The following is a 26,420-nucleotide window of genomic DNA, read 5'->3' as shown; positions in this document are numbered from 1 at the left end:
CTGCCTCGATCAGAAATTATTGAGATACTTATCAATTTCCCATTTTGTTACACAGGTTCTGAATTCCTTCCACTCTGCCTTCTTGGCTGTGAGCACCTTGTTGTAGATCTCATCTCCAAGAACTCCTTTTACAAATGAGTCTGACTGATAAGCATAAATTGCTTCGCCAAGTGTCAAGGGAAGGACATCGAGCTCTTTTTCTGCTCCGCCATTTCTTGTGGAAACAGCTTCAGGTGGTGTCATTTTCTTTTCAATACCATCAAGACCTGCTGCCAGCAAAAGAGCTATGGCAAGATATGGGTTACAGGTTGCGTCGGGATTTCTTACTTCAACCTGAGGATTTAGGTCAAGATCACTTGATATGCGTATAAGAGCGCTTCTGTTTGCTGAATTTGAAGACCAGGATATGTCAACTGGCGCATCATACCCAGGTACTAATCTCTTATATGAATTCACTATAGGGTTGGTTATGAGCGTCATTCCCTTTACATGATAGAGAATACCTGCAACAAACTGTTTTGCAGTCTCAGATAAGGCTCCGCTTTCATCTGCAAAGATATTCTTTCCGTCTTTGTCCTCTGCAATAAAGCTCATGTGCATTCCGGAACCGCTGATACCTTCAACAGGCTTTGGCATAAATGTGGCATAGAGGCCGTGCTTTTTGGCGATAGTTTTAACTGCCATTCTGAAAGTCATGACCATGTCAGCTGCTCTTACAGCTTCTTCACCGCCAAACTGGATTTCATGCTGTGCAGGGGCAATCTCGTGATGTGAGGATGAGATATTAAAGCCCATCTCTTCAAGATTAAGGATGATCTCTCTTCTGACATTCTCGCCCTGGTCGAGAGGCGCAACATCAAAATATCCGGCCCTTTCCTTGGTGCCTGTAGTAGGCTGGCCGTTGTCGTCGTAATCAAATAAAAAGAACTCCGGAAGCGGATTTACCTTTATGTTAAGTCCCATTCCATTAGCCTTTTCAACTACCTGTTTTAAAACGTGCCTTGGATCACCTGAAAAAGGCTTGTTATCTGCAGTGTAGACGTTGCAGAACATACGGGCCACCTTTCCTGCCTGTGGTCTCCAAGGATATATCTCAAAGCTATCAAGATCAGGATAAAGATACATATCGCTCTCTTCATTTCTGACAAATCCCTCAACAGAAATTCCGTCAAAGGCATACTTGTTATCAAGAGCCTTTTCAAGTCCGCTTGAAGGAATCGCTATATTCTTGGGAACTCCGAAAAGATCGCAGAACTGGAGCCTGATAAAAGCCACATCCTCTTCATCAACAATACGTATGATATCCTCTCTGGTATACTTGCTCATTTTTCCCTCCTAACAAAAATGGCGCACAAAACAAACGATTACTCGGATCATTGTTTTGGCGCCCTTGCCACTATGGTTATAATCTTATTTTCTTTTTCAGACAGTGTCAACGAATATTTTAGAAATTATACTGCAAAACAAGTTCGCTTATCACTCTGTAGGTCCCTCTTGGAACCGAAAACTCTGTTCCGTCTTCCATAACGATCGATATCTTAGTAATTCTGAGCACCTTCCTTAAATTGATAATGACATTTTTACCAAGAAGATAAAAATATGGCACATCACCCAGGTCGTCCATGAGCATCTGCATGGTGCTCCTTACAAAATAGCTCTTTTTCTCCGTCAGGATTCTCTTGTAATGGTCCTCCGACTGAATATAAAGGATCTCATCCACAGGAATCCTGCTTAATTCTCCGCTATCCCTCACCGTAAGGAACTTTACTTCCTCTTTAACACAGACTCTGTCCATGGCAGAAAAGAATTCTTCCTCAAGGATTGGTTTTTCCAGATAATGCACAGCTTGAATTCTGAATGCTTCTTTGTAGAAAGCATTGGAAGAAGTCATAAAAATAATCTGACCGCCACTATCACGTTTTCTTATGGTCTCAGCAATCTCTATGCCATTCATCCTGTCAATGTATATATCTAAAAGATATATATCATAGCTCTCTTTTTCCATGGCACCCAAAAGCTCTATGGATGAGTTAAAGATATCCAGCTTAAATTCAACGCCCGGCTTTGATCTTTTATATTTTTCCAAAAGTCCGGCCGCCTCAGCGGCAGAACTTTTTTCATCATCACATATAGCGACTCTGTACATTTCATCCCCCAGTTATGTTTTTTTACCCTTTATCACGCATCGTACTCAGCAGATTCAACTACTTTTCCTGACTCCTGCTCCACTTTACTAAAGATAACTTTCTTTGCTGTCTTATCATACTCTTTTTTGTATATATATCTGATTCCATCTTCCACAACCTCGCGGTCTCCATACCACATAGGGCATTTTCCGACCAAAGGATCTGTACTCTGAGCTTCAAGCATAGCATTAGCAGCCTTTTCAGATACATTATAGGCATCATCATAAGTGTACTCAAAGTCGGCATAATCGCCAATCTCTGCATTTTCTCTGCCGATGCTCTCAACATACTCTTCAGCGTAACCTCGCTCCATCTTTTCAAGCTCGCTCATATCATCTTCTTCAATTGATATGCATCTTGCCCACAGATCCTCAGGGAACATCTTCTTGATAGAAGGAACAAAGTCGCTTCCGTCTTCAGCCTCTTCATAACTCACGATAGTGTATTCCTTGGAGTCATTCAAGACAAACGTGATAACTGTCGGAATAGCTCCGCTTCCTGCACATTTAACAAAGTTTCCGTTCTGGAACTCATACTCGCCATACATAGCAAGAACGTAGGCTTTAACCTGAGGCCCCTCTTCTTCACTGCTCATAAGGATATGGCCTTCTGCAGCAAGCTCGCCTTCGTAATAAACACCAGCATTGGACTTAAATATTGCTGATGAAATAGCATCATCGAGAGCTGTTGGATTATCAAGATCAACTTTGTTATAAGAAAGAGCTGAAAGCGCCTTTAATTCAAAGTCGTCGTATACACCCTCGCTACCCATAGACGGCACCACGGTTGCAATAAATGTAGGCATGTTGTCGTAGCTGATATCATCTTTTCCTGAAACTTTAATACCAGGAGTAACCTTCACCATCAGGTCATTACCTGAGTTTAAATAGTAGCTGATGTGATCACCAAGACAGATGTTTGTAACATTTCCCGGATTCTCAATACTGTAGAGCTTATCTCCGTCATAGTTAAAAGAGATAGTGCTGTCATCTGACTCTATAGAAAGCATTTCAAGAAGCTTATTCTGAACAAGAACAGGATCAACAACATAAATTATCTCAGCACCTGCTGAATCAATTGTAAAGAGATACGGAATCTCTGCATACACGCCATTTTCTGAAATAGCCTCGCCCACAAGCCACATTGTATTTTCATCAAAATCAGCATTTACAGCGGGACATCTTCCATGTCTTACTTCAGGGAAAACTGTTTTAGTCTTACCAGATCCTGTAACGATCACTGTTCCATAGTCGTTATAGTCCTTGTTGCCCTCTCCGACACTGAGAAGATCCCACACGCTGACTTCCATGCTAAGATCACCATAGACTCTCTGGAATCTGCTGTCACCAGGCAGATCTTCTATTTTCTCGTCGTCAAGGATCCGGGCCATCTCACCGAAATCCTCGTCTGAAATATGGTCAACTGCCCATCCAAAATCCAGGGTTCCTGTAAGTTCAATAGAAGCTTTTGCAGTTTCTTCAGGCTCTGCAATGCTCTCCTCTTGTGATGAAGCATCAGCTGCACCATCTGCGTTCTCCTGCCTGCCGCAGCCAATAGCCAGAGATGATACTAAAGCCAAACTTGTCAGTAATACCAAAAATTTCTTTTTCATAATTCCCCTCTTTTCATAAACAATTAGACATTATTTCCACATGTCAGACAAAAAATACATCAGTGCTGCCCATGTATAAACTGAATAAAAATGTCCGTTATCATCAACTCCGTCTTTTAAGAGTTTACGCGCTTTTTCTTTTGTGACAAAAACAAATCCGTCAAAACATTCCTGTCCCAATGCTCCGTCCTGAGTCATTTTAGATAAGTCAGGATCACGCAAAACTACTGAAACAAGGCCGTTACTCTCATCTGTCATTCCAGGAGTACTGAAAACAAGCGGGTTCACAACTGACATTTTGTCTATGTCACCCCTGACTGTTATTCCTGTCTCTTCAAAAATTTCTCTTTTTGCTGTTTCAAGGAGAGGGTTCTCTTTTGCCTTATCTTCCGGATCAACCAGTCCTGCAGGAACTCCCAAAAGAAATCTTCCTGCAGGGTATCTGTATTCATAGGATAAAAGAAGCTCCGGCTCCTTTCCCTCTTTCTCTATTATTACAAAACAGCTTACCGCATCAGGGATCATTTTTTTAAATTCTTCCTCCGTCATGGAAGCAGCAAGCTCTTCAACAGGTCTTCTGGAAGCATCGAAATAATGTCTTCCCTCTTCATAATGCAGATCGTATAATCTCAAAAACTTTTTATCCAGTACTGTTTCTACCTGGTCTTTTTTAATGTTATATCCACTCATGGCAATTCTCTCTTTAATTTATTTTACATAATAATGGCGGGCAATCCACTTGGAAAGGCCTTCCAGTCCGGGATAAACAATACGCTCACTCATATTAAGCTGATCGAGCATATCTCTGACGCGCCATCTGAGTTTTTTATCAATAATGTATTTGACAGTATCTTCTGTGTTGTCCGAAAGGAACTTTTCAATATCTGTGATTCCCGTCGGCACTACGGCGAAGAATGAATGCTGGTTTATGATTCTCTGATTAAGTGATGGGGGCTCGATTATTACCATTGAGGAATCGCCCATATCAGTATCATACTGTTTCAAGCTGTTTCCCGTCAGTTCTTTTAACATGTCCACAGTAAAAATGGTCGAATGCTTCCTGTTTACTGCGTACTTGTAAGGTTCAGGAAGGTGATCAACAAGTTCTGACATATTGATTCTCCAGACCATACAGTCATGCTTGTCCATTTCTTCAAGATTCTCTTCTGTAGTAGCAAAGTTAAGTCCAACAAGCGCTGACTGAGTCCAGTCAAGAAGCCTTGTGGGAAGCCCGTAGTGCTGCCCGAGGATCATCTGTCTCCAAACGGAATGGCCTATTGAAGGCTCATCATTTATGGCATATTTGGCAAAGTTTTCAAGTATTGCAGGCTCAAGCTGCTTTTGAAGGCCCTTACAGTTTCTGCTAAGGCTCGTATACATCTTGAAGGATGAATCCGACATTCCACGATATACGTATGGACTTCTGTTCCTGTCAAGATCCGGCCTGTACTCCTGCTCTGTCAAAAGAGGCAACAGCTCTTCCAATGTATCTATATGTATCTCTTTTATCATCACATGTCCCTTTCAGTAATATCTCCAGTCAGAATAAGTATATCATAAAATGAAAAAACCCCACAGCATACGCTGTGGGGCATTATTTACTAAAGCAAAATTATTTAACTGTAACCTTTGTGATGTGTGGGTTAGCACCTTCGTACCAGTAAAGGAATCCTTCAACATCAACTACTGTGCCTGCTTCAAGACCACTTACAAGGTTGTAGAACTCTTCGTCGCTACCATTTAAGTAGTACTCAAGGCAGAAATCATAGCTTGCTCCATCCTTTGAAAGAGTAACATAGATGTCATCTCCAGGCTGCTCGTTCTTGAATGCAACAGACTCAACTGTCATATCCTTGAAAGATACAAGCTGGTTCTGAAGGTCAATGAGCTCATCCTTGCCAAGAAGATCTGTAGCATCCTTAACTTCTGCTACAAAGTTACCTTCCTCGATCTCGTATGTTGCGTCAACGATCTCTACTTCACCAGACCACTCAGACTTAACACCAGTAACCTTGATCTTTGTTCCAGGTGTAAGCTTGTTGTAATCATCCTCTGAGCAAGCCATCTCATAGATAAAGTAAGCACCGTCCTGATCCTGTGTGTAGAATGTTGCCTTGTCTTCCCACCATGACTGCTTAGCCTGTACATAAGTCTCAACTACAACCTCTGTCTCAAGCTCTGCTGCTGCGAACTCAGCGTATGTCATAACGCCTTCTGACTTAGCATCATCTGCTACTGCCTCTGCTGCCTCTGATACTGCTTCTGCAGCTGCCTCTGATGCAGCTTCTGTTGCTGTCTCAACTGCCTCTGATACAGCCTCTGTTGCTGTCTCTGCAGTCTCTGTAGCTGCCTTGCTTCCACATCCTACGAATGAAAGAGCAAGACCCATTGTTAAAACTACTGCCAATGTCTTTTTCATAATATCCCTCCATATAAAAAAGTTATGAGACATCTACTATTGATGTCTAACAATACCAAACAAGGAAATTATACTAAATAATAAATAAAATACAAACACTTATTTGGTTTTATTCTTTATTTTATCTTTTAAGGCAAAAATTCCTATAAGAATCCAGGCAATTACAAGCAGACTTAAAAACGCCACAGATTCAAAAGGAAGTGGCACAAGATCCTTTTTCTGGCCGCTATTTGCAGCGCCTGTGCTTCCCTGATCAAGATGATAAAGAGATTTCACTTCCTCATAGAGGTCATCAATAAATTTATCATCGACTGTTTTCTTTCTTCGAACCGCTTTGGTAACATTTTCTATAAGCTGTCCTGCCGCGTCTCTTACAGATGTGGAGCCATTAAACACCGGTGTGACAAAAGTGTTCTCAGTGTTGTTCATAAGGAGCTTCGCAGCATCTATTTTTACCTGATAATGCTCATTGTCATCAGTCCCGGCCTTGGCAATATAGTCCTGATATTCAGGTGCATTCTGGGCCTTTAATGTAACAGGAACGTATCCTTCTGTCTCTGAGTAAGCGATCTGTACATCATTGGTCAAAAGATATTGCGCAAAAAGCCACGAAGCAAGAACTTCCTGTGAATCTGCCTTATTAAAGACGCACACTGATGGTCCCTGTGATATCATCTTGGGATTAGACGGGTCATACTGAGGAATAGTCATGACTTTTGTTTCAAAATCTACGAGCTTATCTTCAGCAATATCAACAAGTGGAGCATCGCTTCCCATCCAGGTTGCACCTGCTGTTGAATCAATAGCAAATATGCACTGTCCGGCGTTTAAGAAGTTTGCAGGATATCCCGAGATCTTAAATGTGGAAAAAGCGCCGTTCTTTGTATGCTCTGCTATAGTTCTGAGAATTTCTCTCGTGCTGTCATTAAAAAGTAAAATGTTCCCATCTGCGTCTGAATAATCTGCTCCAAGCTGCTTAAGGCTCTGGATCATCATATTGTCTGTTGACTTATAGATAAATGGGATCATTACCTGCTGCCCGTTTATCTTAAAGGTTCCATCTGCATTTTTTTCCATGGCTTTCTCTGAAACTTCCCACACAAAATCCCAGGTAAGTGTCTCAGGAAGCTCGTATCCAAGGGCTTCTACATAAGTCTTATTCACATAGCAGGCCTCAGTAGATCTCATATAGGGGATTGCATAGTGCTGATCCCCGATCATGCACTCATCCAAAAACTCCGGCACGATCTCATCAGCTCTCACCGAGTCAAACTTAACTTCACTTCCGCCTAGTCCATATCTCTCATCTGCAAATAAGCCATCAAGCGGCACCACCGTATTACTTCCGGTCATATATGTTGCAATATGATCAGGATATGTGATGCAGACATTCGGTGTTGTATTAGTAGATATATTAGTAATTACATCGTTATATATCTTGCCATAATCGGTATACAGCCTCATATTTACAGTGATATTTGGATATATCTTTTCAAAATCCTCAATTGCTTTATTGTATATCGCTGTCTGGGTCTTATTTGTATCATTTTTTGCCCAAAATGTTATTTCTATATTCTTGGACTCATCAAAGGTTTCAGGGATATTAAATTCATTACTCCCCTTAGATCCGTGACATCCCGTCAGCACTAGTGTAGCAAATATAGTAAAAAGTATCGGTTTCACATTTATAGTCATAGTAACGTCATCCTTTAGTTCCCCCGCGGGCAACTCCTTCCATGATCTTATCTCTGAAAACAAGGAACAGGACAACGAGCGGCACAGATATTACAACTACTGCTGCCATCATTGCCGGCACGTTCTCTCGCCCAAAGCCGTTTTCCCTGATCTCCTGAATTCCATTGGAAACGAGGAAGTAATTCTGATCATCAGTAATAAGCCTTGGCCATACGTAAGAATTCCAGCACTCAATGACCTTAAGGATAGTTATGGTAACTATCGTAGGCTTGGAAATCGGGATCATGACCCTGAAAAGATATCTGAAATCCGAAGTTCCGTCTACCTTTGCTGCCTTATAGAGGTTTTCAGGTATCTGCTCAAAATTCTCTTTTAAAAGATATATGTAAAAGACTGAAGTAACAGACGGGAGTATAAGTCCCGAGAAGGTGTTCCTCATATTTAAATTTGTGATAGTAACGAAGTTTGTGATGATAACAAGTTCATTTGGAATCATCATAAGAGAAAGGAAAAGAGAAAACAAAAGGTCTTTTCCCTTAAAATCAAGTCTTGCAAAGGCAAATGCCGAAAGTACCACCACAACCAGCATCATGCCTGTGGTAACAACTGTGAAGACAATAGTATTAAAGAAATACTTCGCCAGTGGAACCGCGGTAAATGCTGTTACATAGTTCTCAACAGTAGGGCTCAGAGCTATGAACTTTGGAACATATTCAGAATTGTATGAGCTGTAGCTTTTTATGGAAGTAAGTATCATCCAGTAAAAAGGAAACAGCACTATGATAGCCCAAATTGAAAGAAGAGCATAAATTATCACATTTCTGGTTTTATTTTTCATTGATAGTACACCGTCTTTCTACTAACCATGAGATTTATGGTTGTAATTGTAAATACTATGGCAAAAAGAATGAGTGCCGCAGCTGATGCATATGATGGATAGCCACCGCTGTTTCCATAGAGCATGTCATATACGTAGCCAACTATCGTGTTCATTCCTGCAGCATTAAGGTCAGTTCCAAAAAGAGCTACCTCATCGCTGTATGCCTTGAAAGCGCCGATAAATCCTGTTATTACCAGATAGAAAACCATAGGGGATATCATAGGGAGTGTAATCTTGTAGAATATTCTCCACTTTGGTGTGTCATCAACAACTGCTGCCTTGTAGTACATCTCATTTACTGATGCGAGAGCACTTGTGAGGATCAGTATCTTAAAGGGCATTACGATCCATATTGTGTAAAAACACATAACAAACATTTTTGCCGCATAAGGGCCGTCAATAAAGTCAACAGAAGGGCCGCCAAAAAACTGTATCAGGATGGATATAAGTCCGTCGGAATAAGCAGTCTTTTTAAAGAGGATCATAAATACCAGTCCTACAGCCAAGGTGTTTGTAACGTAGGGAAGGAAATAAACTGTCTGAAAGAAATCCCTCAAAGCCTTTATCTGGCTAAGTTCAAGGGAAATTAAAAGAGCGATTCCGGTAGAAAGCGGAACCGTAATTATTACTATAATAAAAGTATTTTTCAGAGCCTGGATAAAAAATGGGTCGTGGAGTACATATGAATAGTTGTAGAGTCCTGTTCCCCAGAAGCTCTGAGATGCAAAGTTATAGCCTTCTTCAAATGAATAGACCAATACATCAAATAAAGGGTAAACCATAAATATACCCAAAAACAAAATTGCAGGCAAAAGACAAAGCCATGCAGTCAGGTTTTTCTTCATAGCCTTATCCTCTCTTCTGAATTTCCATCAAAAATAAATACTTTGTTTGGTTTAAGTGAAAATCTGACTTTGCCGTCATCAATCTTAACTTCATCGTCAGATGATATAATTCCTCTTATCTTTTCACCGGTAAAATCAGGATGTGAAACGATAAGGCTTGTATCTCTGCCCATTATCTCGCGGTTCACATAATCACAGGCAAAAGTTCCATTCTCATCAAGGATAAATCCTTCAGGTCTTATGGCAACATAGACGTCACCGTCTTTTACGCCATTTGCATCAAGAACAGGGGCCTCTCCAATATAAACCTTGCCATCTTTGACCTTTCCTTTGAAAACATTTATCTGAGGTGTTCCAAGAAAGCTTGCGACAAAAAGGTTATCAGGATCATCATAAATATCCTGAGGTTTTCCCATCTGCTGAAGAACACCGGCCTTCATAACAACGATCATATCTGAAATACTCATGGCCTCTTCCTGGTCATGGGTTACAAATACAGTTGTAATACCTGTTTCAAGCTGGATCCTCTTAAGCTCTTCTCTTGTCTGGAGTCTAAGTCTTGCATCAAGGTTTGAAAGGGGCTCATCAAGCAAAAGAACCTGCGGCATCTTTACAAGAGCTCTCGCAATAGCAACTCTCTGCTGCTGACCACCTGACATCTCGTTTGGACGTCTGTCCATCAGTTCTTCGATCTGAACAAGTTTTGCTGCCTCTTTTACCTTGGCATCCATTTCTTCCTTGGTAAGCTTCTTATCGCCTCTGAAATTTTCAAGGGGGAATTTAATGTTTTCATAGACAGTAAGATGTGGATAAAGAGCATAGTTCTGGAATACAAGACCTACGCCTCTCTTTTCAGGAGCAAGCTCTGTAACATCTCTCTCACCAAAGAAAATTTTTCCTTCTGAAGGTTTCTCAAGTCCACAAATAAGATTAAGGGCTGTACTTTTTCCACAACCGGATGGCCCTAAAAGTCCGATGAGTTTGCCGTCAGGAATAGTAAAATTGAAGTCATTTACGGCAATTACATCGTCCTTTATTTTTTTGTTCCTATTAGGGAATCTCTTAGTTAAGTGTTCTAAAACTATCTTCATAACTCTCCTCCTCCGCTTACATCTGATGTCTTACAACTTTATACTCATCGTTATCCTGATAATAAGGGCACTCTGAACGGTTTCCGGACATCATGCGGTAGTAGTCATCTTCATCCATATTTACCATACATGTATAGCATTCCCAGTCTTCATCGTATACATAATTGGCACATGTATCACAGATCATACAAAATCCTCTCTCATAGGGTTAAAGATATCCAAAAGAACTCCTTTTTCAAGGCAGACGCAGCCGTGTTCAACGCTGTTTGTCTTAAGCATTGTATCGCCGGCTTTAACAATTTTCTTTTCTCCATCAATATTGAACTCAAATTTGCCGCTTACGACGTAAGTGATCTGAGTGTGTGGGTGATGATGGAGAGCTCCGATCGCGCCTTCTTCAAAAGTATTCTCAACGCACATAAGGTCTTTGCTGTAAGCAAGCACACGCCTTACCACACCATTTCCAAGGTCCTCTGCCTTTGCATCATCATGAAATACCCATCTTTCGTCTAGCATTTGTTTATCTCCTTTTTTAGAAATTCATTGCTTCTATATAATCACTGTCAAACTGATCCAGCTCTGCCAGCTGAATCACCTCAGAAATTTCAGTTATTCTTTTTATTTCCAAAAGAGCTTTCTCACCATCGCCCATAAGATCCTGCACCAGATATTTGATACATCCCTTAAGAGAAGTGTTTCCCGCTGCTAAAGCTTTTGGCACCAATTCTTCAGGGAACATTTTGAGGTTCTTTATCCTGCCTATATCAATGTGAGAGCCAAAGCCTCCTGAAATATAGACGCTGTCAGCATCTCTTCCGTTTAAGATATTGACTATACCCGAATAAATGGCAGCCTTGGCCAGCTGAACATTTCTGATATCGCCCTGGGTTATAGTAATATCTTTTTCCCTGGTAAGAGGGTATCCGCTGTCAAAATATTCATCGCACAAAAGCCCCGTGTCATCCATAAGTCCACACCTTAAGAGCTCTGCCACTGTTTCCAGGACTCCCGTTCCACAAAGACCTATAGGTTTGTCATTACCTATTATATCCAATTCGGGAAAAAAATCTCCTATATTTATATGTTTTATTGCACCATTTATGGCAGGGACACCGCATGAAATCCCTCCACCCTCAAATACTGGGCCTGCGGCAGTTGATGTGGCGTAAATCTTTGTACCGTCAAAATAAGCAATCTCGCCATTTGTTCCAAGGTCTACCATAAGGCTCTTTTTGTCCGGGTCTTCTGCCATATCAAGGGCATATATCCCGGCTACTATGTCTGCCCCTACAAAGGCTGATATTCCGGGAAAAAGAGTCACCTTATAGCCGGAAAGCTCCGGGCTCAGCGTTTCTCCCGCCAGAACTTCAAAGTCAAGTGACTTTGGGCTATACGGATATTTTCCAAGACCCAAAACGCTATAACCTCTTAGAAGGTGAAGCATTGTAGTGTTTCCTGCAATACAGATGGTGGTAACTTTAGACTTTGCCTTCATGGAAAGTTCTTTTACCAGGCCGCATATATCCTGGGTCACAAGCCTTTTTAAGTCATTGGCTGTTTCAGGATCAGATGCCCTATCTATTCTGCTGATCACGTCCGCCCCGTACTTTCTCTGATGATTCACACATGACGCTGTGCAGGCCACTTCGCCTGCCTGGTTTTTAAAGTCAAATCCCACAAGTGCCGCAGCGATAGTTGTCGTGCCAAGATCAATGGCGATACCATAGGCGTCATATTTTTTATCTATGTCACCATCTATCACCTCGCTCTGAACATCTATCTGTTCGGCGTCAGAGCATTTTCTTGTGCACTTATAGCAATTTCCCTTGCATCCATGGGCTTTATAGATATTTAGTTTTTTCTCGGAAATAAGTGTATTTTTCATCCACATAATTGTATCAGCATCAGTTATTTTGAGCAAAAAGAAATAGTATTTTGTTATGTTTTGTGCGAAAATAGTAAATGTCTATAAAATTATCAGACAACTATTGTTTTTCGTATGAAAGGAGAAAGTTATGGGGCTTATTCAGGCTGCACTCGTTGCAGGTGGTAATGTTTTAGCAGATCAGTGGAGGGAGTATTTTTATTGTCCGTCTCTTACAAACGACGTACTCCTTACAAAAGGTGAAAAGAAAGAAGGAAAAGGTTCAAATAAAAAGGGCTCTGAGAATGTTATTTCCAACGGCTCTATCATCGCTGTTAACGAAGGACAGTGCGCTGTTTTGGTTGATCAGGGACAGATCACAGAAATCTGTGCTGAGGCAGGTGAATTCGTTTATGATACTTCAGCTGAACCTTCAGTTTTCTATGGCGACTTAGGCGAAAACATTGTAAACAGCTTTAAAGAATTTGCTAAACGTGTAGGTTTTGGCGGAAGTACTCCTAAAGACCAGAGAGTATATTTCTTTAATACAAAAGAGATCATCGGAAATAAGTATGGCACAGTTAATCCTGTTCCTTTCCGTGTTGTAGATACAAATATCGGACTTGACCTTGACGCAAGCATTAAGTGTCACGGTGAATACAGCTACAAGATAGTTGATCCTATCCTTTTCTATAAAAACATTTGTGGAAATGTGGAAGGTGAATACAGAAAAGATAAGCTAGATTCTCAGCTTAAGAGTGAGCTTCTTACTGCTCTTCAGCCTGCATTTGCAAAGATTTCCGCTATGGGAATCCGCTATAGTCAGCTTCCTGCTCACACAACAGAGATTGCTGATGCACTTAACGAAGTACTTTCTGATAAGTGGACTAAGGTTTACGGAATCAAGATCTCAAGCTTTGGCGTAAGCTCAGTAGTAGCTTCTGAAGAAGATGAAAAGACAATCAAAGAGCTTCAGAGAGCAGGCGCATTAAGAAATCCTAATATGGCTGCTGCAACTATTGCCAGTGCTCAGGCTCAGGCTATGCAGGATGCTGCAAAGAACACAGCAACAGGTCCTATGATGGCATTTGCTGGTATGAACATGGCTGCGCAGGCTGGCGGAATGAACGCAAGTCAGCTCTTTAACATGGGAGCTCAGGCTCAAAATGCCGCTCCAGCTCCAGCTCCGGCTGCTGCCCCTGCATCTGATGCATGGACATGCTCATGCGGCGCTACTTCAACTGGAAACTTCTGCTCTAACTGCGGAAAGCCAAGACCAGCACTTAACTGGACATGTTCCTGCGGAGCTGTTAACACAGGAAACTTCTGTTCCAACTGTGGAACTCCAAGACCAGCAAACTAATTCTATGATCCATTAGAGGGAAATATGGCTTTACAAGAATATGAATGCCCCGCCTGTGGCGGGGCAATGGAATTTAATCCACATACTCAGAAATTAAAATGTCCTTATTGCGATTCAGAATTTGATGTAAAAGACTATGTTGCCAATCACAATTCTGAAAGTAGCGGAACTCCATCTGATACACAGGATGAAATGTTCATCTACTCCTGCGGATCCTGCGGAGGAGAAATACTTGCAACAGAGTCTCTTGGATCACTGAAATGCCCGTTTTGCAGCAACAATGTCGTTGTAAAGGAGAAATTTACAGGAGAATTTAAGCCTGACTACATCATTCCTTTTAAACTCACAAAAGACGATGCTGTAAAAACTTACACTGAGTATGTAAAGAAAAAAAGGCTTGTTCCAAAGGTCTTTTTAGAAAAAAATCACATTGATGAGATAAAGGGTGTCTATGTTCCCTTCTGGCTTTTTGATGCAACAGAGGAATACTCCGGCTCTTTTGAAGGAACAAAGGTAAGGACCTGGTCTGATTCTAAGTATATGTACACTGAGACCAAATACTATGACATCTCAAGATCAGGAAGCGAACAGTTCGAAAAAGTCCCTGTTGATGGCTCCAAGGAAATGCCGGATGACCTTATGGAATCTCTTGAACCATTTGATCACACGACCATGGTTCCTTTTAACATGGGCTATCTTGCAGGATTTCTTGCCAATAAATACAATGTAACATCTGACGAATGCAAGGAAAGAGCATTGCAAAGGATGTCTGCTTCTGCTGCCGCAGATTTCAGGGCAACCATAAGCGGTTACAGTTCACTGCGGACTAAACATGAGGACTGCAGCACCAGCAGCTCATCAAGCAAATATGCTCTCTATCCGGTCTACATTCTAAACACAACCTGGAATGACAAAAACTTCCTGTTTGCCATGAATGGTCAGACCGGTAAGTTTATAGGCAATCTCCCTATAAGCTTTACGCAGGCGCTCAAGTATTACATTCCTATTGGTTTTATCGCATCAATTATTTTTTACCTAATTTTGTATTCTACATTTTAAATTCAGAAAGATTGTTTAAGTATGAAAAAAATTAAGGGGTTTTTACTATTATCAATAACTCTTCTGATAATACCTTTATTTAGTATTACAGCATACGCTGACGGTGAACAGCTCTGGGACAGCTATGAAATTCCTTCCTCCAGGCAAAAAGAGCTTCTGCTTGATAAGGCAGATCTTTTAACTGATGATGAAGAAACTGATCTGCTTGAGCAGCTTGAATCTGTCAGCCAAAAGAGGCAGTGCAACATTGTTGTTCTTACAGTAGATGATCACACAGGTCCTACTCCGGACTATGCTGATGACTATTTTGACTACAATGGCTTTGGGGCAGATTACAATAACAGCGGAATTCTGTTCATGCTCAGCATGAGCAAAAGGGATTGGGCTATCAGCACTTCAGGAGAGGCCATTTACGCATTTACTGATTATGGCCAGGAAGAGCTTGTAGACAGTATGCTTCCATATCTTTCAGATGGAGACTATTACAAGGCTTTCACCACATATGCAGAGATGTGCGATGATTATCTTGAAAGTTATGAAAATGGTTCCGCCATCGATGTAGATAACGCATATCGCAGCAGAGGCAGCGGCATCAAACTGCTACTTATCAGCCTTCTGTGCGGATTTGGTTCGGCTCTTATCCCTATCTTTTTTATGGGTTCCCAGCTCAAGACTGTCCACAGTAAAGCTAATGCCTCAGGTTATCAGTCACACCAGGGTCTTAACATGAGATCTCATGAAGACAGATACGTAACTACAAGAGTAACTCATACTCCTATTCCAAAAGATAATGATTCATCAAGAAGTCACGGCTCAGGTGGCTCATCAATACATACATCAAGTTCAGGCCATTCGCATGGTGGAAGCCACGGTCATTTCTAAGAAATAAATATTTTATCTTTTCTTTATTATCTATATACTGTTCAAGAATTATCTCTTGGAAGTATACTATAAGTGTGATAATAGGAGAAGTATACGTGAGCGTATTAACCAGAGTAAGAACTGCTTTCCTATCGCTACTGGGCATAGCCTTAATTGTGCTCACAGTAGCGATTTTAGGAACATCAAAGTTTAATACTCCAAGCGAATTTGACCTCATCCAGCTGGATTCCGGCTGGACTATTTCTCGTGGCAGCGAATACCATTACATTGAGTCTTTAGTAAATTCTTACACGGGTCTTGCCAACAGAGGCGACAATATCGTAATCCGCACCAATCTCCCTGATTTAACTTCATATAATGACGTGCCAGTCGGCATCTGTTTCAGAAGTATTCTTTCTACTGTGGATGTTTATGTAGACAGTGCACTTGTATACTCATTTGGACATGACTATGTTGAGAAAGGCAAAATGGTTCCAAAGGTCTACAATTTTGTTCCTCTTCCCAAAAATAGCAGTGAAAAAACTCTTCTAATACGTTTTACAGCACAGGAAAACAATGCTTTTTCCGGTTTTTCTCCGGTGTACCTTGGCACTTATAATGACATTTCAAACCAGCTTCTAGAGCCAAAACGCCTCTCTGTTGTAGTTGGTATCTTCCTTATGATGTTCGGATTTATCCTACTGATCATTTCTCCATTCATGCTTTTATCTTCAAGCAAAGATACAAGCATCCTTTTCAGTGCCACAACTTCCCTTGCCATGGGTATATATATCTTTTGTTTCAATGACTTGTTCTGGATTGTTTCTGATAATCCGTCTCTTTATACCTTCCTGGAATATTTTTCTCTTTTCATGATTTCGCCCAGTATTATCGGTTTTGTTCTCTTTAATGGAAAAGACCGAAATAAGAAAATTGTTACTTACGGTTTTATGGGAAGCCTTCTGTTCGTTCTCACGGTTACAATGATGCATGTGTTCAACATCGCTCATATCTGTAATTTTGTTGTGTTATTCCATGTTACTGTCATTATTCAGGGTGTTTATATGGTAATAACCCTTAGTATGTCTTTGCGTAAACGTCTCATAGAAAAATCCGAGTTCCGTGGCGTTACCCTCTCCACTGTCTTCCTTGTAACAGGTCTTTTACTGTTTATGATCTGCGCGCAGGTAGATATTGTATTCTTTAATCTGCTCAAGTACTCTTCCGAAGGCGAGCAATCAGCAACTATAAATTTTACAACTGTAGGTTCTCTGCTTTTTATGATATGTCTTTTTCTGAATTACTTTTATCATCGAATCGAGTACCTGAGCGAATCAAATGTAAAAGAAAAATTGGAAGGAATAGCCTATACTGACGCTCTTACAGGTATTGCCAACAGGGCAAGGTGTGAGCTCACTTTAGCAAAGCTCGACGGTGACTATACAATCATAAGTCTTGATCTTGATTATCTAAAATACACAAACGACAATTTTGGACACACTGAAGGTGACCACCTTCTCAAAGGTTTTGCCGGTATTTTGAAAGAGAGTTTCACAGAAGCCCTCCTTATCGGGAGAATGGGCGGAGATGAATTTATAGTTGTTTTACCATACATTGATGAAGAGCGCTGCGAGCGTGCCATCAAGTGTATGGTGGATTTAATGTGCTACAGAACAAGCAAAGAAGAACACATCAGATACTCCGCTTCCTGGGGCTATGCTACTAATAAAGAACTGACATTTAAAACAGGTGCCACGGCTCAGGATGTTTATCTTTTAGCGGACACAAAAATGTACTCTATGAAAAACCAACACCACAATCAGTCCCTTGGAAGGCTCTATGATGATCTTCTAAAGACTTTCTCGCAGAAGGGAGGTAGCTCAAATGAAGCATAAACAGCATTTGATTCCTCTTTTATGCGCATTTACGGTTCTTACTGCAATTGAGATCGTGTGTCACATTTTCTTTTCATTTACTCCTAAATATGAAATAGCACCTCTTGCAGATGGATGGGAAATTAATATAAACGGTACCAAATATGAAGATCAGAAGATTGAGCAGTTTTATAAACTGTTATCTGCTCCTTTGGAGCGAGGGGATAAGCTAACTTTCAAGACTACTCTTCCGGATTTAGGCTTCCTTCCATTCCCAGCTATTTTGTGGCGCAGCAAATACACAACAGTTGAATGTTATGTGGATGACCTCCTGGTCTATGAATATGCGGTTGACCTGTATGACTCAGTTTCTTTTATCGGTAAGAGCTACAATTTCATCACACTTCCAAGAGAGTATCAGGGAAAAGAGCTGACTCTGAAGCTGACCGTATGTGAACACAAAGCTGCTACAAATTATGAAGTTCCGCTATTTGGAAGTAATGAAGATTTAAAGGCAAAACTGGTCCATGATAACATTGTTGTTATTGCAACAGGTGTATTCATGGCAGTTTTCGGCGTGACTTACCTGTTTATGTCACTTATATTCTCTGCCGCCATTCCAAACAGTAAGGCCCAGATTCTGGAATCATTTTTATGTATGAATCTAGGTGCCTGGCTGTTGAGCTATTACAATCTGTTTTCACTTTTTTACAACACTCCCTTGGAAACGCAGATTGAATTTTTCACGCTATATATGATAGTTCCGTATTTTTACCTGATACAGCTTTCTATACAGAAAATAACGCGAAAGGCAATGTTCTATGCCATAGCTATCATAAGCTGCTTCATTCCTATTTTTCAGTATATACTGCACTACGCTTTCAACATTCATCTGCGCACAACAAGGCCATTTTATTATGCCGACGCAATATTCGGTTTGGTAGTGACTATATGGTTTCTTAATAAAAACCTCAAAAAACATGATATTTCCAAGTCCGGAATGATACAGATGAATGGTATTTCAGGTTTTGCGATTACTCTTTTTATCCATTTCCTGTCGTATCTGGGCGAGATCTACAACATCAGAAGCTTGCATGTGCTTAATCGCACCATCATATGTTTTGGTTACCTTATCCTGGTAGTTTCTATGCTGGCAAATTACCTTGTATTTATCACCTGGAACTATGCCCAGCGTCAGGAACATGACTCTTTATCACACCTGGCCTATGCCGATGGTCTGACCAATCTTCCTAACAGAGCCAAAGCAGATAAGGAACTTGAAGAGTTAAAAAATGAAACCAACGACTACTGCATAATCAGTATCGACCTTAATGGGCTAAAGCTTGTAAACGATAAATACGGTCATCCAACCGGTGACAAATATATCAAAGATTTTGCAAAGGTAATTTCTACTACTTTTGGCGAAAATGACTTCTGTGCCAGAATTGGCGGAGATGAATTTATTGCTATTGTTAAGAACTCTTCTACCAAGGACATTCCTTCAATGATCGACAGAATGATCAGCGCTCTGAATGTTATGAATGCGCTCTATTCTGAATACAAGAGAAGTGTAGCTACAGGATTTGCTTTTCTTCATGAGTTTGAGGAAAACAACCCTCACGAAGTATATCTTTTGGCTGATCAAAGAATGTACGAGAATAAAAAGCTCATGCACGAGCAGCTTGGTATTCATGCAAGGCTGTAAATCAGGAGCAATAAAAACTGCGGAGGGTCATACCCCTTCGCAGTTAAAATTTGGTATAAAACTTTCGCTTGCAGTCTCTCCAACCTGGATAAAGCCATTGGTAAGCCCCATGTTTTCTGCATACTTTATGAGGCTATGGTATTCACTTCCACTGACTTTCCTGTCTATATCAGGATAATCCTGTAATTCCCCATTTGGCGTAAACTGATTCATAAGACTTATGTATATACTATCTCCATATCTTTCATAGAGATATTTGATTATCATCTTGGCCTGGATGACTTTGCCGGGCATCAAAAGATGCCTTACGATAACGCCTTTCTTCATCAGGTGTTGGCCTTGTTCATCGTCGCAAAACTGGCACTTTGGCTGCTGCCTCACCATTTCATCGATTGCTGCCTTGGCTGCCTCTACATATCCCGGAGCTCTACTGTATCTTATAGCATCCTCATTTTTAATATACTTAAAATCAGGAAGGTAAATATCTATGAGACCTTCTAAACTCTTTAAAGTCTCAACATTTATATATGATGCTGTATTTAGCAAAAATGGGATTTTAAGCTTCTGGTCTTTGGCACATTCGATAGCTCTTTTCACTGTGGGTATGAACATATCGGCAGTTACAAGGTTGATGTTGTTTGCACCTTTTTCCTGTAATTCAAAGAAGATATCCACAAGCCTTTGTGGAGAAATGAATTTTCCTACTTCTCCGCGACTGATCTTTTTGTTCTGGCAAAATACACAGCCCATATTGCAGCCTGAAAAGAAAACTGTACCCGAACCGCTTGTGCCTGATATGCATGGTTCTTCCCACATATGAAGGGCGGCGCGGCTCACGTGAAGCGTAGCTTTTTCCCTGCAAAAGCCTTGAGTACTTGTTCTGTCTACCCGGCAGTTTCTGGGACAAAGTGTGCAGGAGGTATATTCTTTAATTCTATTAAGATCCGACTCTATTATTGTTGATTTCATACTTTTTTGATTTATTACAGCGAAACAACCGAGCAGTAGTCTTTCCATATTTCATTTATATAGGCTTTATCGAGATGCTCTCCGATTATAATAATGGCATTTCTGCTGCTGGTAACCGGCTCTATCTTTATTTCTTTTTGCGTTGCATTTATTTCAACCTGCGCAGAATCTGAGGTTTTAACAAAACCCTTTATTCGGATGACTTTTCCTGCTTTCACATCTGCAAGGAGTTTTTTTGCTGTCTCTTTTAAAAGTGCCTCGTCCATCTCAACATCAAAATAAAACAGTGGCTGGTATTGAGAATCATCTATCTGCATCTTTGCATATGAGGAGCGGCGATATCCGGCATTTTCAATGGAGTCAAATTCATCCGGTGATAAACTATCAAAGGATTTTGAATAAATGTCTTTTAACTGAAATCTGGCACTACAACCATATTCTTCCATTGTTGCATTTATAAAAGCATGTATCTGATCGACATCTGTGGTTTCACCCACCTTGCTGATAAGGAGCTTTCCGGCCCATGCTATCTCTGACATAAACAGGTATTTTGATGTTCCTTCAAGAAGCAATACTGATTCGGCGTCAACGATTGATATGACACTTCCAATCTCATACCATCTATCCAGAGGCTCATCATAGAGCACATCAAAGAACTCATCAGCATCATAAATCCCCGATGGCTCAATGATCACTCTGTCGTATCCGCTCATTCCCATGGAAATGAGTTTGGTCCTAAAACGCCTTCTGTGAGCTTCTTTTCCGTCACCTCCAACAATCATCTCAAGGTTGCAATTATCCCCTAAAAGATCCTGCAGAAGAACCATGTCAATGTTTACTGCACCATAATCATTCTCAATTATGCAGATTTTTTCGCCCTTTGACATAAGGTATTTTGCGTATTCTCTTATGAATGTTGTTTTACCCGATCCAAGAAATCCGGTTATCAGATCTATTTTTACCATAGCTTTATCCCGCTTATTCCGTACATACATCAGCAAAGGTGTATCTTACAACCTTCTCAATATCTTTTACCGCAACTTCTACCTGGTAGCCCACTTTTCCGGCTGAAAAGAATATTTCCTCATAGTTTGATGCGCTCTCGTGGATGACTGTAGGGAAGGACTTTTTCATACCTATAGGTGAGCATCCACCATGAACATATCCTGTAAGTGGGAGCAGTTCTTTTTGAGGTATCATGGAAACTGACTTCTCTGATACTGCTTTCGCAGCTTTTTTAAGGTCAAGCTCCGCTTTTACCGGAATAACAAAAACATAGTACTGACCTGTTTTTCCCTGGGTTACAAGGGTTTTAAAAACCTTATCAGCGTCTTCTCCAAGTATCCCGGCTATTTCTTCTCCGCTAAGCCTTGCATCAGGCTCATACATGTGACTTTTATAGGATATCTTTTTCCCATCAAGAACTCTCATTACATTTGTTTTATCATCTTTGGCCATTAAATATCATCTCCAATTTTTCTTTCAATTAGATCCAGATCTATGCAGATTTCCGTCCTCATCTATTTTGAGCTCCATATCTGCTTTCTTACTGTGTTCAAGACAGATCCTCACATTCGCCATATCGCTAAAATCCACAAACTTTTCAGCTTTCTCTACTGTGTTGCCGCTGGCTATCTTTCTATCGATCAGCCTTTTGCGAAGCATCTGGGGTTCTGCTGTCATTGAAATAGTATAGTCCGCATACTCAGAAATGTCACGCCAGCCATCCTGATCCAAAAGCAGGTAATTGCCTTCAAGCAAGACAATATCAGCGTCTACGGCAATTGCATCCTCGACAGGATTGTGGAGCATTCTGTTGTACTCAGGCCACTTGCATACATCGTTTTCTTTTAATTCTATGATTTTGTTTTTTAGCGCTTCAAGATCAAAGGTTATAGGTGCTCCCTTTATGTCAACCATAGGAATTTCTTTTCCATCAACTATTGTCGTATGGGAAATGAGGTATTCCTGCCTTCTATGGAATCCATCCATTCCCACTGCCTGTACCTTTTTGGTTGGGATGATTTCTTTTGCCATGTGTTCCAAAAAGCTCACGAATGTGCTCTTTCCTGCCCCTGGAGGCGCAGCAAGCATCACAAGAATGCGTCTTTTTTCTGAATCATGCAGGTCAGCCATATGCTTTAAAAGCGGCTTTACTATCTCTTCTATCGTCTCATCGCTGTATGCAGCATCAACATCTATTCCGTTAATGTTTACGTTATATTCCATGATAATTCCTCATCTATTATAATTCTCAAGACAATTCTATATAATTATTATGTTTTCCGACATCCTCAATCAGCCCGGTAACCAGGTTCTGTAATTCATCCGCGTTCTTGCTGGTTATAACAGGCTTCCCTGTTCTCTTTTCAACTGGTTACAATTTGTAACCAGTTCATTTCCTTCCTCTTTTATTCTCTTTTTCAGAACCTTCCAATAATTCCTGGCACCGTCTGTATCCGGCTGTTCTGTTAATATTCGGACCACATCAACAACAGAGAAATACCATTCCTTGGAGGATAATCTACTTTGCCCTATGACACATATGTCACTCCAGCTCGCAAATGTATATTTTGATCAACGTAAATATGCTGGCTTTAGGTTTGTTTAACAGTTCATTTCTCTGTGGATATCATTACTTTTAATCCGATTATTTTCCAGGTGGACTCCATGGCTTTGGTGCTCTCTGAAACTGCTTGCCGAAGTTGTTAAGATAGTAACTGTACTCCTTGTGGCTCACGAAAATAAAAGCCCAGTGAGCGTTTTTCTTTTCCTTTCTCAAAAAGGCAAGATATTCCTCTCCACAGAAACTTCTGAATCTGTGATCCTCGAACATAATGATCAAAGGTTTATCTGTATACGCATCCGATTCTTCTTTTGCCTCCGCACCTGTACCATCCTCTATAAGGCGAAGAGGGATTTTCACAAGTTCAGACAGGAAAAACTCTGATCCGTCAGGTGTATCCATACCTTCATTGTCCAGATATATCCTTACCCATTCTTCACCTATACCGGCATCCGAATACTGCTTTGCGGAGTATATGGTGGGCGAATACTCCGGGAGTTTTATCTTCTTACCATACACTATTTTCTTGATCGATTCCGGAGAGAGAAAAAACTCCTCTGCCAGTTCCATAATACCGGCACCTGCGCCATACCTGCTGCAGATGAGAGCATTTCTCTTATTCAGTTTTTCACGATAACCAGATGCTTCTCCCCAGCCCTTTGATCTTTCGCGCATAGGTATATAGATGGCTTTTCCTTCTGCATACTTTTGCACTTCTCTCAAAAGGCTTGCGGGGAGAATATCCTTTGCATTTTCATATTTCATCTGTTCAGACCAGCCTGTTCATGCGTTCTTCCAGTTCATTTAAAGATGCGGTAATGGATTCGCAGGACTCAAGATCGTCTATGGATGCATGCCACATGAGTGTATGCAGTCCCTTAAAATACGCCATGCATAAAAATCGTTCCTTAAAGTTCTTTATATCAATCTTCTTTTTCTGGACATACTCATATAGTTTTTCCGGAACCAGTAAATATGGCTTATTCAGATCAAGAATCGCAAAATCCATTATAAAGTCCATTATACCGGCACGGCCCCAGTCTGCGCAGTAGGTTTTTCCCGAATCATCCACGATCATGTTGACAAAAAAGGTATTGTTATTTGCAAGGAATCTCTGCCCTTCGCAGTAGGGTGCATACTGCATGATCTTTGCAAATATCTTATCGAAATAATCTTTCCTTAGGAATGTTGTTTCAAACATCTGCATCCAGTTATGCCAGTAGCCTTCCTGATCCTCGTTAAAGGTCTCACGGACAAATTCCTCGAATGTGGCAAATGGGGCTTTGTTGTCTTCGTCAAATTCCCCGTATCCGGTTATGGAGGAAACATCCGTATCAGCGACCTCAAAGATCATTTCGAAAAACTTCTCATATCCTTTTTCAAATTCTTCAACGGAAATCTCGTTTGCACATCTGCCCTTGGGACTCATCTCTATCCGGTCTCCGGTCAGGTTTTTTATAAAAATATCTCTGTTCATTTTTATCATCCTTTCGTATCTGCTTATTTCCTGTTACTTGTATCGGCGCCTTACAAAGAGAATGATAACAGCCACCCCGGCAGCTTCATATAGAAAGAACGGTTATAACAAAACTTTACTCACCGTTTTATTGCTATCGCTGTAAACTCACCCGGGAGTTTTTCATTTTCCCATGAAGGATGTTCATCAAAACGCTCCAAAGTAAATCCGCTCCCGATGATTGAATTGATGATCTCGCTGATGGTGTACTTCCTGTAATGGCATTTCGGGATCTGCTTACGGATCTCCTCATCGTAAAATCTTGCGTGCGCCATCTCACCTTCAAAGATATCTGTTGAGAAATAACTCATGGTTGGCTGCTGCAGCCCAAGTATATCGGAAATCTTAGTAAATGGATGGAAGTCACTGCAGATCATCTTTCCACCAGACTTTAAGAGTCCGTTCATTATGTTCATAAAAGTATCTATGTCATGGAAGTAATGAAGGATCCCACCCTCCATAAAGACAACATCAAAAAAGCCGGCATACTTGTCCATATCGATTTCCATGATGTCACAGACTTCATAGCCAATGTTTACGCCTGCAGCCTCAGCTGTTTCCATGGCATATTTCTTATTGGCTTCGGATATATCAAATACTGTAACCTCTGCTTCAAAAAGAGCCAGTGGAATTGCCTTCTTGCCGCAGGATCCGCAGATATTAGCCACCTTGACTCCTTCAAAAGAATCAAAGTAGTTCGCATACTGCTTTAGCATCTTCCTTGGATCTTCTTTATCCTTGGCAGCCCTTTCCTGCGGTGTCCCAGCAGTTCTTACCCAAAAGTCATATGCATCGAACTCCCAGGCTTTCTTGTGTTGTTTACTGTATTCTTCCAAAAATATTATCCTCCCGGCTTTTTATATGGACATTTATCCCTCAAGTTGAATTGCTCCATAACCTGCTAAACTAGATATTCTTTAATCATAGCCTTTATTATATTAGAACTGATGGCATGTTGAGAAGTCTCAAATGTCATGATCATATTTTTCCCCAGAAAATATCCACTTTGCTCCAGCATATTGGCTATTATCAGCTCAGATTTTGATCTTACCCGTATACCATTGTTTGAGATAAACTCTGTTACACTTTCGCTGAATCCCATTGGCTCGTAGATTTCTTTTTTCCAATTCTTCCTTGTAATCCCTCATCACCAAACTCCTTTTCCGTTCTACGTGCCCCCGCTTTATCTTTTGACTGTTATCACGTAGTGCCGCAATGATACATCAGGCATTCTACGTGATACGCTCTTGTTAACCAGCCTCTCATCACGTAAATTATCCAGATCTACCTATTTCTACGTGAACCACAAGAATCAAAAGCAACATCTCACGTAGATGCCATAAATATCATGCATGTCACTACGTGAATAGCAGCTCAAAAAAACTACTTCTCACGTAAGCCGTCTCCTTTTGCCCCTTCCACTCCTCTTATAGAAATCGCTTAAAAGCAGCGATTTCTATAAGCGTCTGTTGTCGCCAGATACTCTCCGTATCAATAAGCACACTGCTTCGCAGTGCTTGCCAAAATAAAAAGACAGCAACCTTCATGCAAGCATGAGTTGCTGTCTTTATTATTTGGGCAGGTACTTCGTACCTGTGCTTATTGATACTTGCGAGTGCCTGGCTCGTTTATCATCGGGCAACATACTTTATCCTCCAAAGGGCAAAGCAGCTTATCCTCCACCCATAGATAAAGAGTACCCATAATACTTCTTTATGGTTATCTGTAAAAGACTCTCAAACAAGAGTTATAAATCCCATCAACGCCTTATACTACAAGGATTAATAAACAAAAGAACAGACCTTGATAGGACGATTGTAGAGTCCGTTTCAAGGTCTGTTACTATTGTTTTATTTAATTCTTGGAGGATAAGACAGTTTACCCCTTGGAGGATAACCTGCTTTGCCCTTGGACA

The 26,420-nt window shown here is 40.8% G+C and carries 25 protein-coding genes; 5 read left to right on the top strand and 20 right to left on the bottom strand.

Features of this window, described 5'->3' with window-relative positions; genetic code table 11:
* Positions 1 to 9 precede the first annotated feature (9 nt).
* The 13 genes from glnA to G585_RS18230 all read right to left on the bottom strand — a co-directional run bounded on the left by glnA (position 10) and on the right by G585_RS18230 (position 12,619).
* Complete coding sequence (gene glnA, locus G585_RS0113775) at positions 10 to 1,326, bottom strand: type I glutamate--ammonia ligase (protein WP_022775773.1); 1,317 nt, start codon at positions 1,324 to 1,326, stop codon at positions 10 to 12.
* 118 nt (positions 1,327 to 1,444) lie between these two features.
* Entirely contained in the window at positions 1,445 to 2,146 is a 702-nt protein-coding gene (locus tag G585_RS0113770) for a LytR/AlgR family response regulator transcription factor (protein ID WP_022775772.1), read from the bottom strand.
* 32 nt (positions 2,147 to 2,178) lie between these two features.
* Positions 2,179 to 3,798 carry a hypothetical protein gene (locus G585_RS0113765; RefSeq protein ID WP_022775770.1) on the bottom strand — a complete coding sequence of 540 codons (1,620 nt, stop codon included), beginning with the start codon at positions 3,796 to 3,798 and terminating at the stop codon, positions 2,179 to 2,181.
* Positions 3,799 to 3,828: 30 nt separating this feature from the next.
* Positions 3,829 to 4,488 carry an NUDIX hydrolase gene (locus tag G585_RS0113760; RefSeq protein ID WP_022775769.1) on the bottom strand — a complete coding sequence of 220 codons (660 nt, stop codon included), beginning with the start codon at positions 4,486 to 4,488 and terminating at the stop codon, positions 3,829 to 3,831.
* Positions 4,489 to 4,506: 18 nt separating this feature from the next.
* The gene (locus G585_RS0113755) at positions 4,507 to 5,310 is read right to left on the bottom strand and encodes an FRG domain-containing protein (protein WP_022775768.1); all 804 of its coding nucleotides are present in this window, start codon (positions 5,308 to 5,310) and stop codon (positions 4,507 to 4,509) included.
* 100 nt (positions 5,311 to 5,410) lie between these two features.
* The gene (locus G585_RS0113750; RefSeq protein ID WP_022775766.1) at positions 5,411 to 6,217 is read right to left on the bottom strand and encodes a hypothetical protein; all 807 of its coding nucleotides are present in this window, start codon (positions 6,215 to 6,217) and stop codon (positions 5,411 to 5,413) included.
* 99 nt (positions 6,218 to 6,316) lie between these two features.
* Complete coding sequence (locus G585_RS0113745; RefSeq protein WP_022775765.1) at positions 6,317 to 7,912, bottom strand: ABC transporter substrate-binding protein; 1,596 nt, start codon at positions 7,910 to 7,912, stop codon at positions 6,317 to 6,319.
* Between the two features lie 7 nt (positions 7,913 to 7,919).
* Positions 7,920 to 8,750: a carbohydrate ABC transporter permease gene (locus G585_RS0113740; protein ID WP_022775764.1), complete on the bottom strand. Its 831-nt coding sequence runs from the start codon at positions 8,748 to 8,750 to the stop codon at positions 7,920 to 7,922.
* Positions 8,747 to 9,637 carry a carbohydrate ABC transporter permease gene (locus G585_RS0113735; protein ID WP_022775762.1) on the bottom strand — a complete coding sequence of 297 codons (891 nt, stop codon included), beginning with the start codon at positions 9,635 to 9,637 and terminating at the stop codon, positions 8,747 to 8,749. The genes G585_RS0113740 and G585_RS0113735 overlap by 4 nt, the downstream gene beginning before the upstream one ends.
* Positions 9,634 to 10,728, bottom strand: a complete 1,095-nt coding sequence (locus G585_RS0113730) for an ABC transporter ATP-binding protein (RefSeq protein ID WP_022775761.1) — start codon at positions 10,726 to 10,728, stop codon at positions 9,634 to 9,636. The genes G585_RS0113735 and G585_RS0113730 overlap by 4 nt, the downstream gene beginning before the upstream one ends.
* A gap of 16 nt (positions 10,729 to 10,744) precedes the next feature.
* Positions 10,745 to 10,915, bottom strand: a complete 171-nt coding sequence (locus tag G585_RS19750; protein WP_022775759.1) for a DUF6472 family protein — start codon at positions 10,913 to 10,915, stop codon at positions 10,745 to 10,747.
* Entirely contained in the window at positions 10,912 to 11,244 is a 333-nt protein-coding gene (locus tag G585_RS0113720) for a cupin domain-containing protein (RefSeq protein WP_022775758.1), read from the bottom strand. Before G585_RS0113720 ends, G585_RS19750 begins: the two co-directional genes overlap by 4 nt.
* Before the next feature lie 16 nt (positions 11,245 to 11,260).
* Positions 11,261 to 12,619, bottom strand: a complete 1,359-nt coding sequence (locus G585_RS18230; RefSeq protein ID WP_022775757.1) for an ASKHA domain-containing protein — start codon at positions 12,617 to 12,619, stop codon at positions 11,261 to 11,263.
* A gap of 124 nt (positions 12,620 to 12,743) precedes the next feature.
* On the opposite strand from G585_RS18230, the gene G585_RS0113710 reads away from it, so the two are divergent.
* The 5 genes from G585_RS0113710 to G585_RS0113690 all read left to right on the top strand — a co-directional run bounded on the left by G585_RS0113710 (position 12,744) and on the right by G585_RS0113690 (position 19,454).
* Positions 12,744 to 13,955 carry an SPFH domain-containing protein gene (locus G585_RS0113710; RefSeq protein WP_022775755.1) on the top strand — a complete coding sequence of 404 codons (1,212 nt, stop codon included), beginning with the start codon at positions 12,744 to 12,746 and terminating at the stop codon, positions 13,953 to 13,955.
* A 24-nt stretch (positions 13,956 to 13,979) separates the two neighbouring features.
* Entirely contained in the window at positions 13,980 to 15,014 is a 1,035-nt protein-coding gene (locus G585_RS0113705; RefSeq protein ID WP_022775754.1) for a hypothetical protein, read from the top strand.
* 21 nt (positions 15,015 to 15,035) lie between these two features.
* Positions 15,036 to 15,896: a TPM domain-containing protein gene (locus tag G585_RS0113700; RefSeq protein ID WP_022775752.1), complete on the top strand. Its 861-nt coding sequence runs from the start codon at positions 15,036 to 15,038 to the stop codon at positions 15,894 to 15,896.
* Between the two features lie 95 nt (positions 15,897 to 15,991).
* Entirely contained in the window at positions 15,992 to 17,770 is a 1,779-nt protein-coding gene (locus G585_RS0113695) for a GGDEF domain-containing protein (RefSeq protein ID WP_022775751.1), read from the top strand.
* Complete coding sequence (locus G585_RS0113690; protein WP_022775749.1) at positions 17,760 to 19,454, top strand: GGDEF domain-containing protein; 1,695 nt, start codon at positions 17,760 to 17,762, stop codon at positions 19,452 to 19,454. The genes G585_RS0113695 and G585_RS0113690 overlap by 11 nt, the downstream gene beginning before the upstream one ends.
* Positions 19,455 to 19,481: 27 nt before the next feature.
* Here G585_RS0113690 and G585_RS0113685 read toward each other — a convergent pair whose 3' ends face one another.
* The 7 genes from G585_RS0113685 to G585_RS0113655 all read right to left on the bottom strand — a co-directional run bounded on the left by G585_RS0113685 (position 19,482) and on the right by G585_RS0113655 (position 25,341).
* Positions 19,482 to 20,423 carry a radical SAM protein gene (locus G585_RS0113685; RefSeq protein WP_022775748.1) on the bottom strand — a complete coding sequence of 314 codons (942 nt, stop codon included), beginning with the start codon at positions 20,421 to 20,423 and terminating at the stop codon, positions 19,482 to 19,484.
* A gap of 14 nt (positions 20,424 to 20,437) precedes the next feature.
* Positions 20,438 to 21,388, bottom strand: a complete 951-nt coding sequence (locus G585_RS18225) for a GTP-binding protein (RefSeq protein ID WP_022775746.1) — start codon at positions 21,386 to 21,388, stop codon at positions 20,438 to 20,440.
* Between the two features lie 13 nt (positions 21,389 to 21,401).
* Positions 21,402 to 21,881 (bottom strand): Cys-tRNA(Pro) deacylase, encoded by a 480-nt coding sequence (gene ybaK, locus G585_RS0113675; RefSeq protein ID WP_022775745.1) that lies wholly within the window; start codon positions 21,879 to 21,881, stop codon positions 21,402 to 21,404.
* A 24-nt stretch (positions 21,882 to 21,905) separates the two neighbouring features.
* Positions 21,906 to 22,652, bottom strand: a complete 747-nt coding sequence (locus G585_RS0113670; protein WP_022775744.1) for a nucleoside/nucleotide kinase family protein — start codon at positions 22,650 to 22,652, stop codon at positions 21,906 to 21,908.
* 421 nt (positions 22,653 to 23,073) lie between these two features.
* Entirely contained in the window at positions 23,074 to 23,754 is a 681-nt protein-coding gene (locus G585_RS20085) for a CD3324 family protein (RefSeq protein WP_022775742.1), read from the bottom strand.
* Between the two features lie 4 nt (positions 23,755 to 23,758).
* Positions 23,759 to 24,466, bottom strand: a complete 708-nt coding sequence (locus G585_RS0113660) for a hypothetical protein (RefSeq protein WP_022775741.1) — start codon at positions 24,464 to 24,466, stop codon at positions 23,759 to 23,761.
* 119 nt (positions 24,467 to 24,585) lie between these two features.
* Positions 24,586 to 25,341, bottom strand: coding sequence for a class I SAM-dependent methyltransferase (locus tag G585_RS0113655; protein ID WP_022775740.1), 756 nt, complete (start codon positions 25,339 to 25,341; stop codon positions 24,586 to 24,588).
* Between the last annotated feature and the right edge of the window lie 1,079 nt (positions 25,342 to 26,420).

The organism is Butyrivibrio sp. AE2015, assembly GCF_000420825.1.
Lineage (GTDB): Bacteria > Bacillota > Clostridia > Lachnospirales > Lachnospiraceae > Butyrivibrio.
The sequence above is the reverse complement of the archived record's forward strand: the minus strand, read 5'-3'. Positions and strand labels throughout refer to the sequence as shown.

Coding starts and splice junctions, on each gene's coding strand:
- G585_RS0113690 (WP_022775749.1), top strand. CDS start 17,760: ATGAAGCATAAACAGCATTTGATTCCTCTTTTATGCGCATTTACGGTT.
- ybaK (WP_022775745.1), bottom strand. CDS start 21,881: ATGGCCAAAGATGATAAAACAAATGTAATGAGAGTTCTTGATGGGAAA.
- G585_RS0113660 (WP_022775741.1), bottom strand. CDS start 24,466: ATGAACAGAGATATTTTTATAAAAAACCTGACCGGAGACCGGATAGAG.
- G585_RS0113670 (WP_022775744.1), bottom strand. CDS start 22,652: ATGGAATATAACGTAAACATTAACGGAATAGATGTTGATGCTGCATAC.
- G585_RS18225 (WP_022775746.1), bottom strand. CDS start 21,388: ATGGTAAAAATAGATCTGATAACCGGATTTCTTGGATCGGGTAAAACA.
- G585_RS0113700 (WP_022775752.1), top strand. CDS start 15,036: ATGAAAAAAATTAAGGGGTTTTTACTATTATCAATAACTCTTCTGATA.
- G585_RS0113750 (WP_022775766.1), bottom strand. CDS start 6,217: ATGAAAAAGACATTGGCAGTAGTTTTAACAATGGGTCTTGCTCTTTCA.
- G585_RS20085 (WP_022775742.1), bottom strand. CDS start 23,754: ATGAAATATGAAAATGCAAAGGATATTCTCCCCGCAAGCCTTTTGAGA.
- G585_RS0113745 (WP_022775765.1), bottom strand. CDS start 7,912: ATGACTATAAATGTGAAACCGATACTTTTTACTATATTTGCTACACTA.
- G585_RS19750 (WP_022775759.1), bottom strand. CDS start 10,915: ATGATCTGTGATACATGTGCCAATTATGTATACGATGAAGACTGGGAA.
- G585_RS0113760 (WP_022775769.1), bottom strand. CDS start 4,488: ATGAGTGGATATAACATTAAAAAAGACCAGGTAGAAACAGTACTGGAT.
- G585_RS0113755 (WP_022775768.1), bottom strand. CDS start 5,310: ATGATAAAAGAGATACATATAGATACATTGGAAGAGCTGTTGCCTCTT.
- G585_RS0113730 (WP_022775761.1), bottom strand. CDS start 10,728: ATGAAGATAGTTTTAGAACACTTAACTAAGAGATTCCCTAATAGGAAC.
- G585_RS0113765 (WP_022775770.1), bottom strand. CDS start 3,798: ATGAAAAAGAAATTTTTGGTATTACTGACAAGTTTGGCTTTAGTATCA.
- G585_RS0113770 (WP_022775772.1), bottom strand. CDS start 2,146: ATGTACAGAGTCGCTATATGTGATGATGAAAAAAGTTCTGCCGCTGAG.
- G585_RS0113735 (WP_022775762.1), bottom strand. CDS start 9,637: ATGAAGAAAAACCTGACTGCATGGCTTTGTCTTTTGCCTGCAATTTTG.
- G585_RS0113740 (WP_022775764.1), bottom strand. CDS start 8,750: ATGAAAAATAAAACCAGAAATGTGATAATTTATGCTCTTCTTTCAATT.
- G585_RS0113720 (WP_022775758.1), bottom strand. CDS start 11,244: ATGCTAGACGAAAGATGGGTATTTCATGATGATGCAAAGGCAGAGGAC.
- G585_RS0113705 (WP_022775754.1), top strand. CDS start 13,980: ATGGCTTTACAAGAATATGAATGCCCCGCCTGTGGCGGGGCAATGGAA.
- G585_RS0113710 (WP_022775755.1), top strand. CDS start 12,744: ATGGGGCTTATTCAGGCTGCACTCGTTGCAGGTGGTAATGTTTTAGCA.
- G585_RS18230 (WP_022775757.1), bottom strand. CDS start 12,619: ATGTGGATGAAAAATACACTTATTTCCGAGAAAAAACTAAATATCTAT.
- glnA (WP_022775773.1), bottom strand. CDS start 1,326: ATGAGCAAGTATACCAGAGAGGATATCATACGTATTGTTGATGAAGAG.
- G585_RS0113685 (WP_022775748.1), bottom strand. CDS start 20,423: ATGAAATCAACAATAATAGAGTCGGATCTTAATAGAATTAAAGAATAT.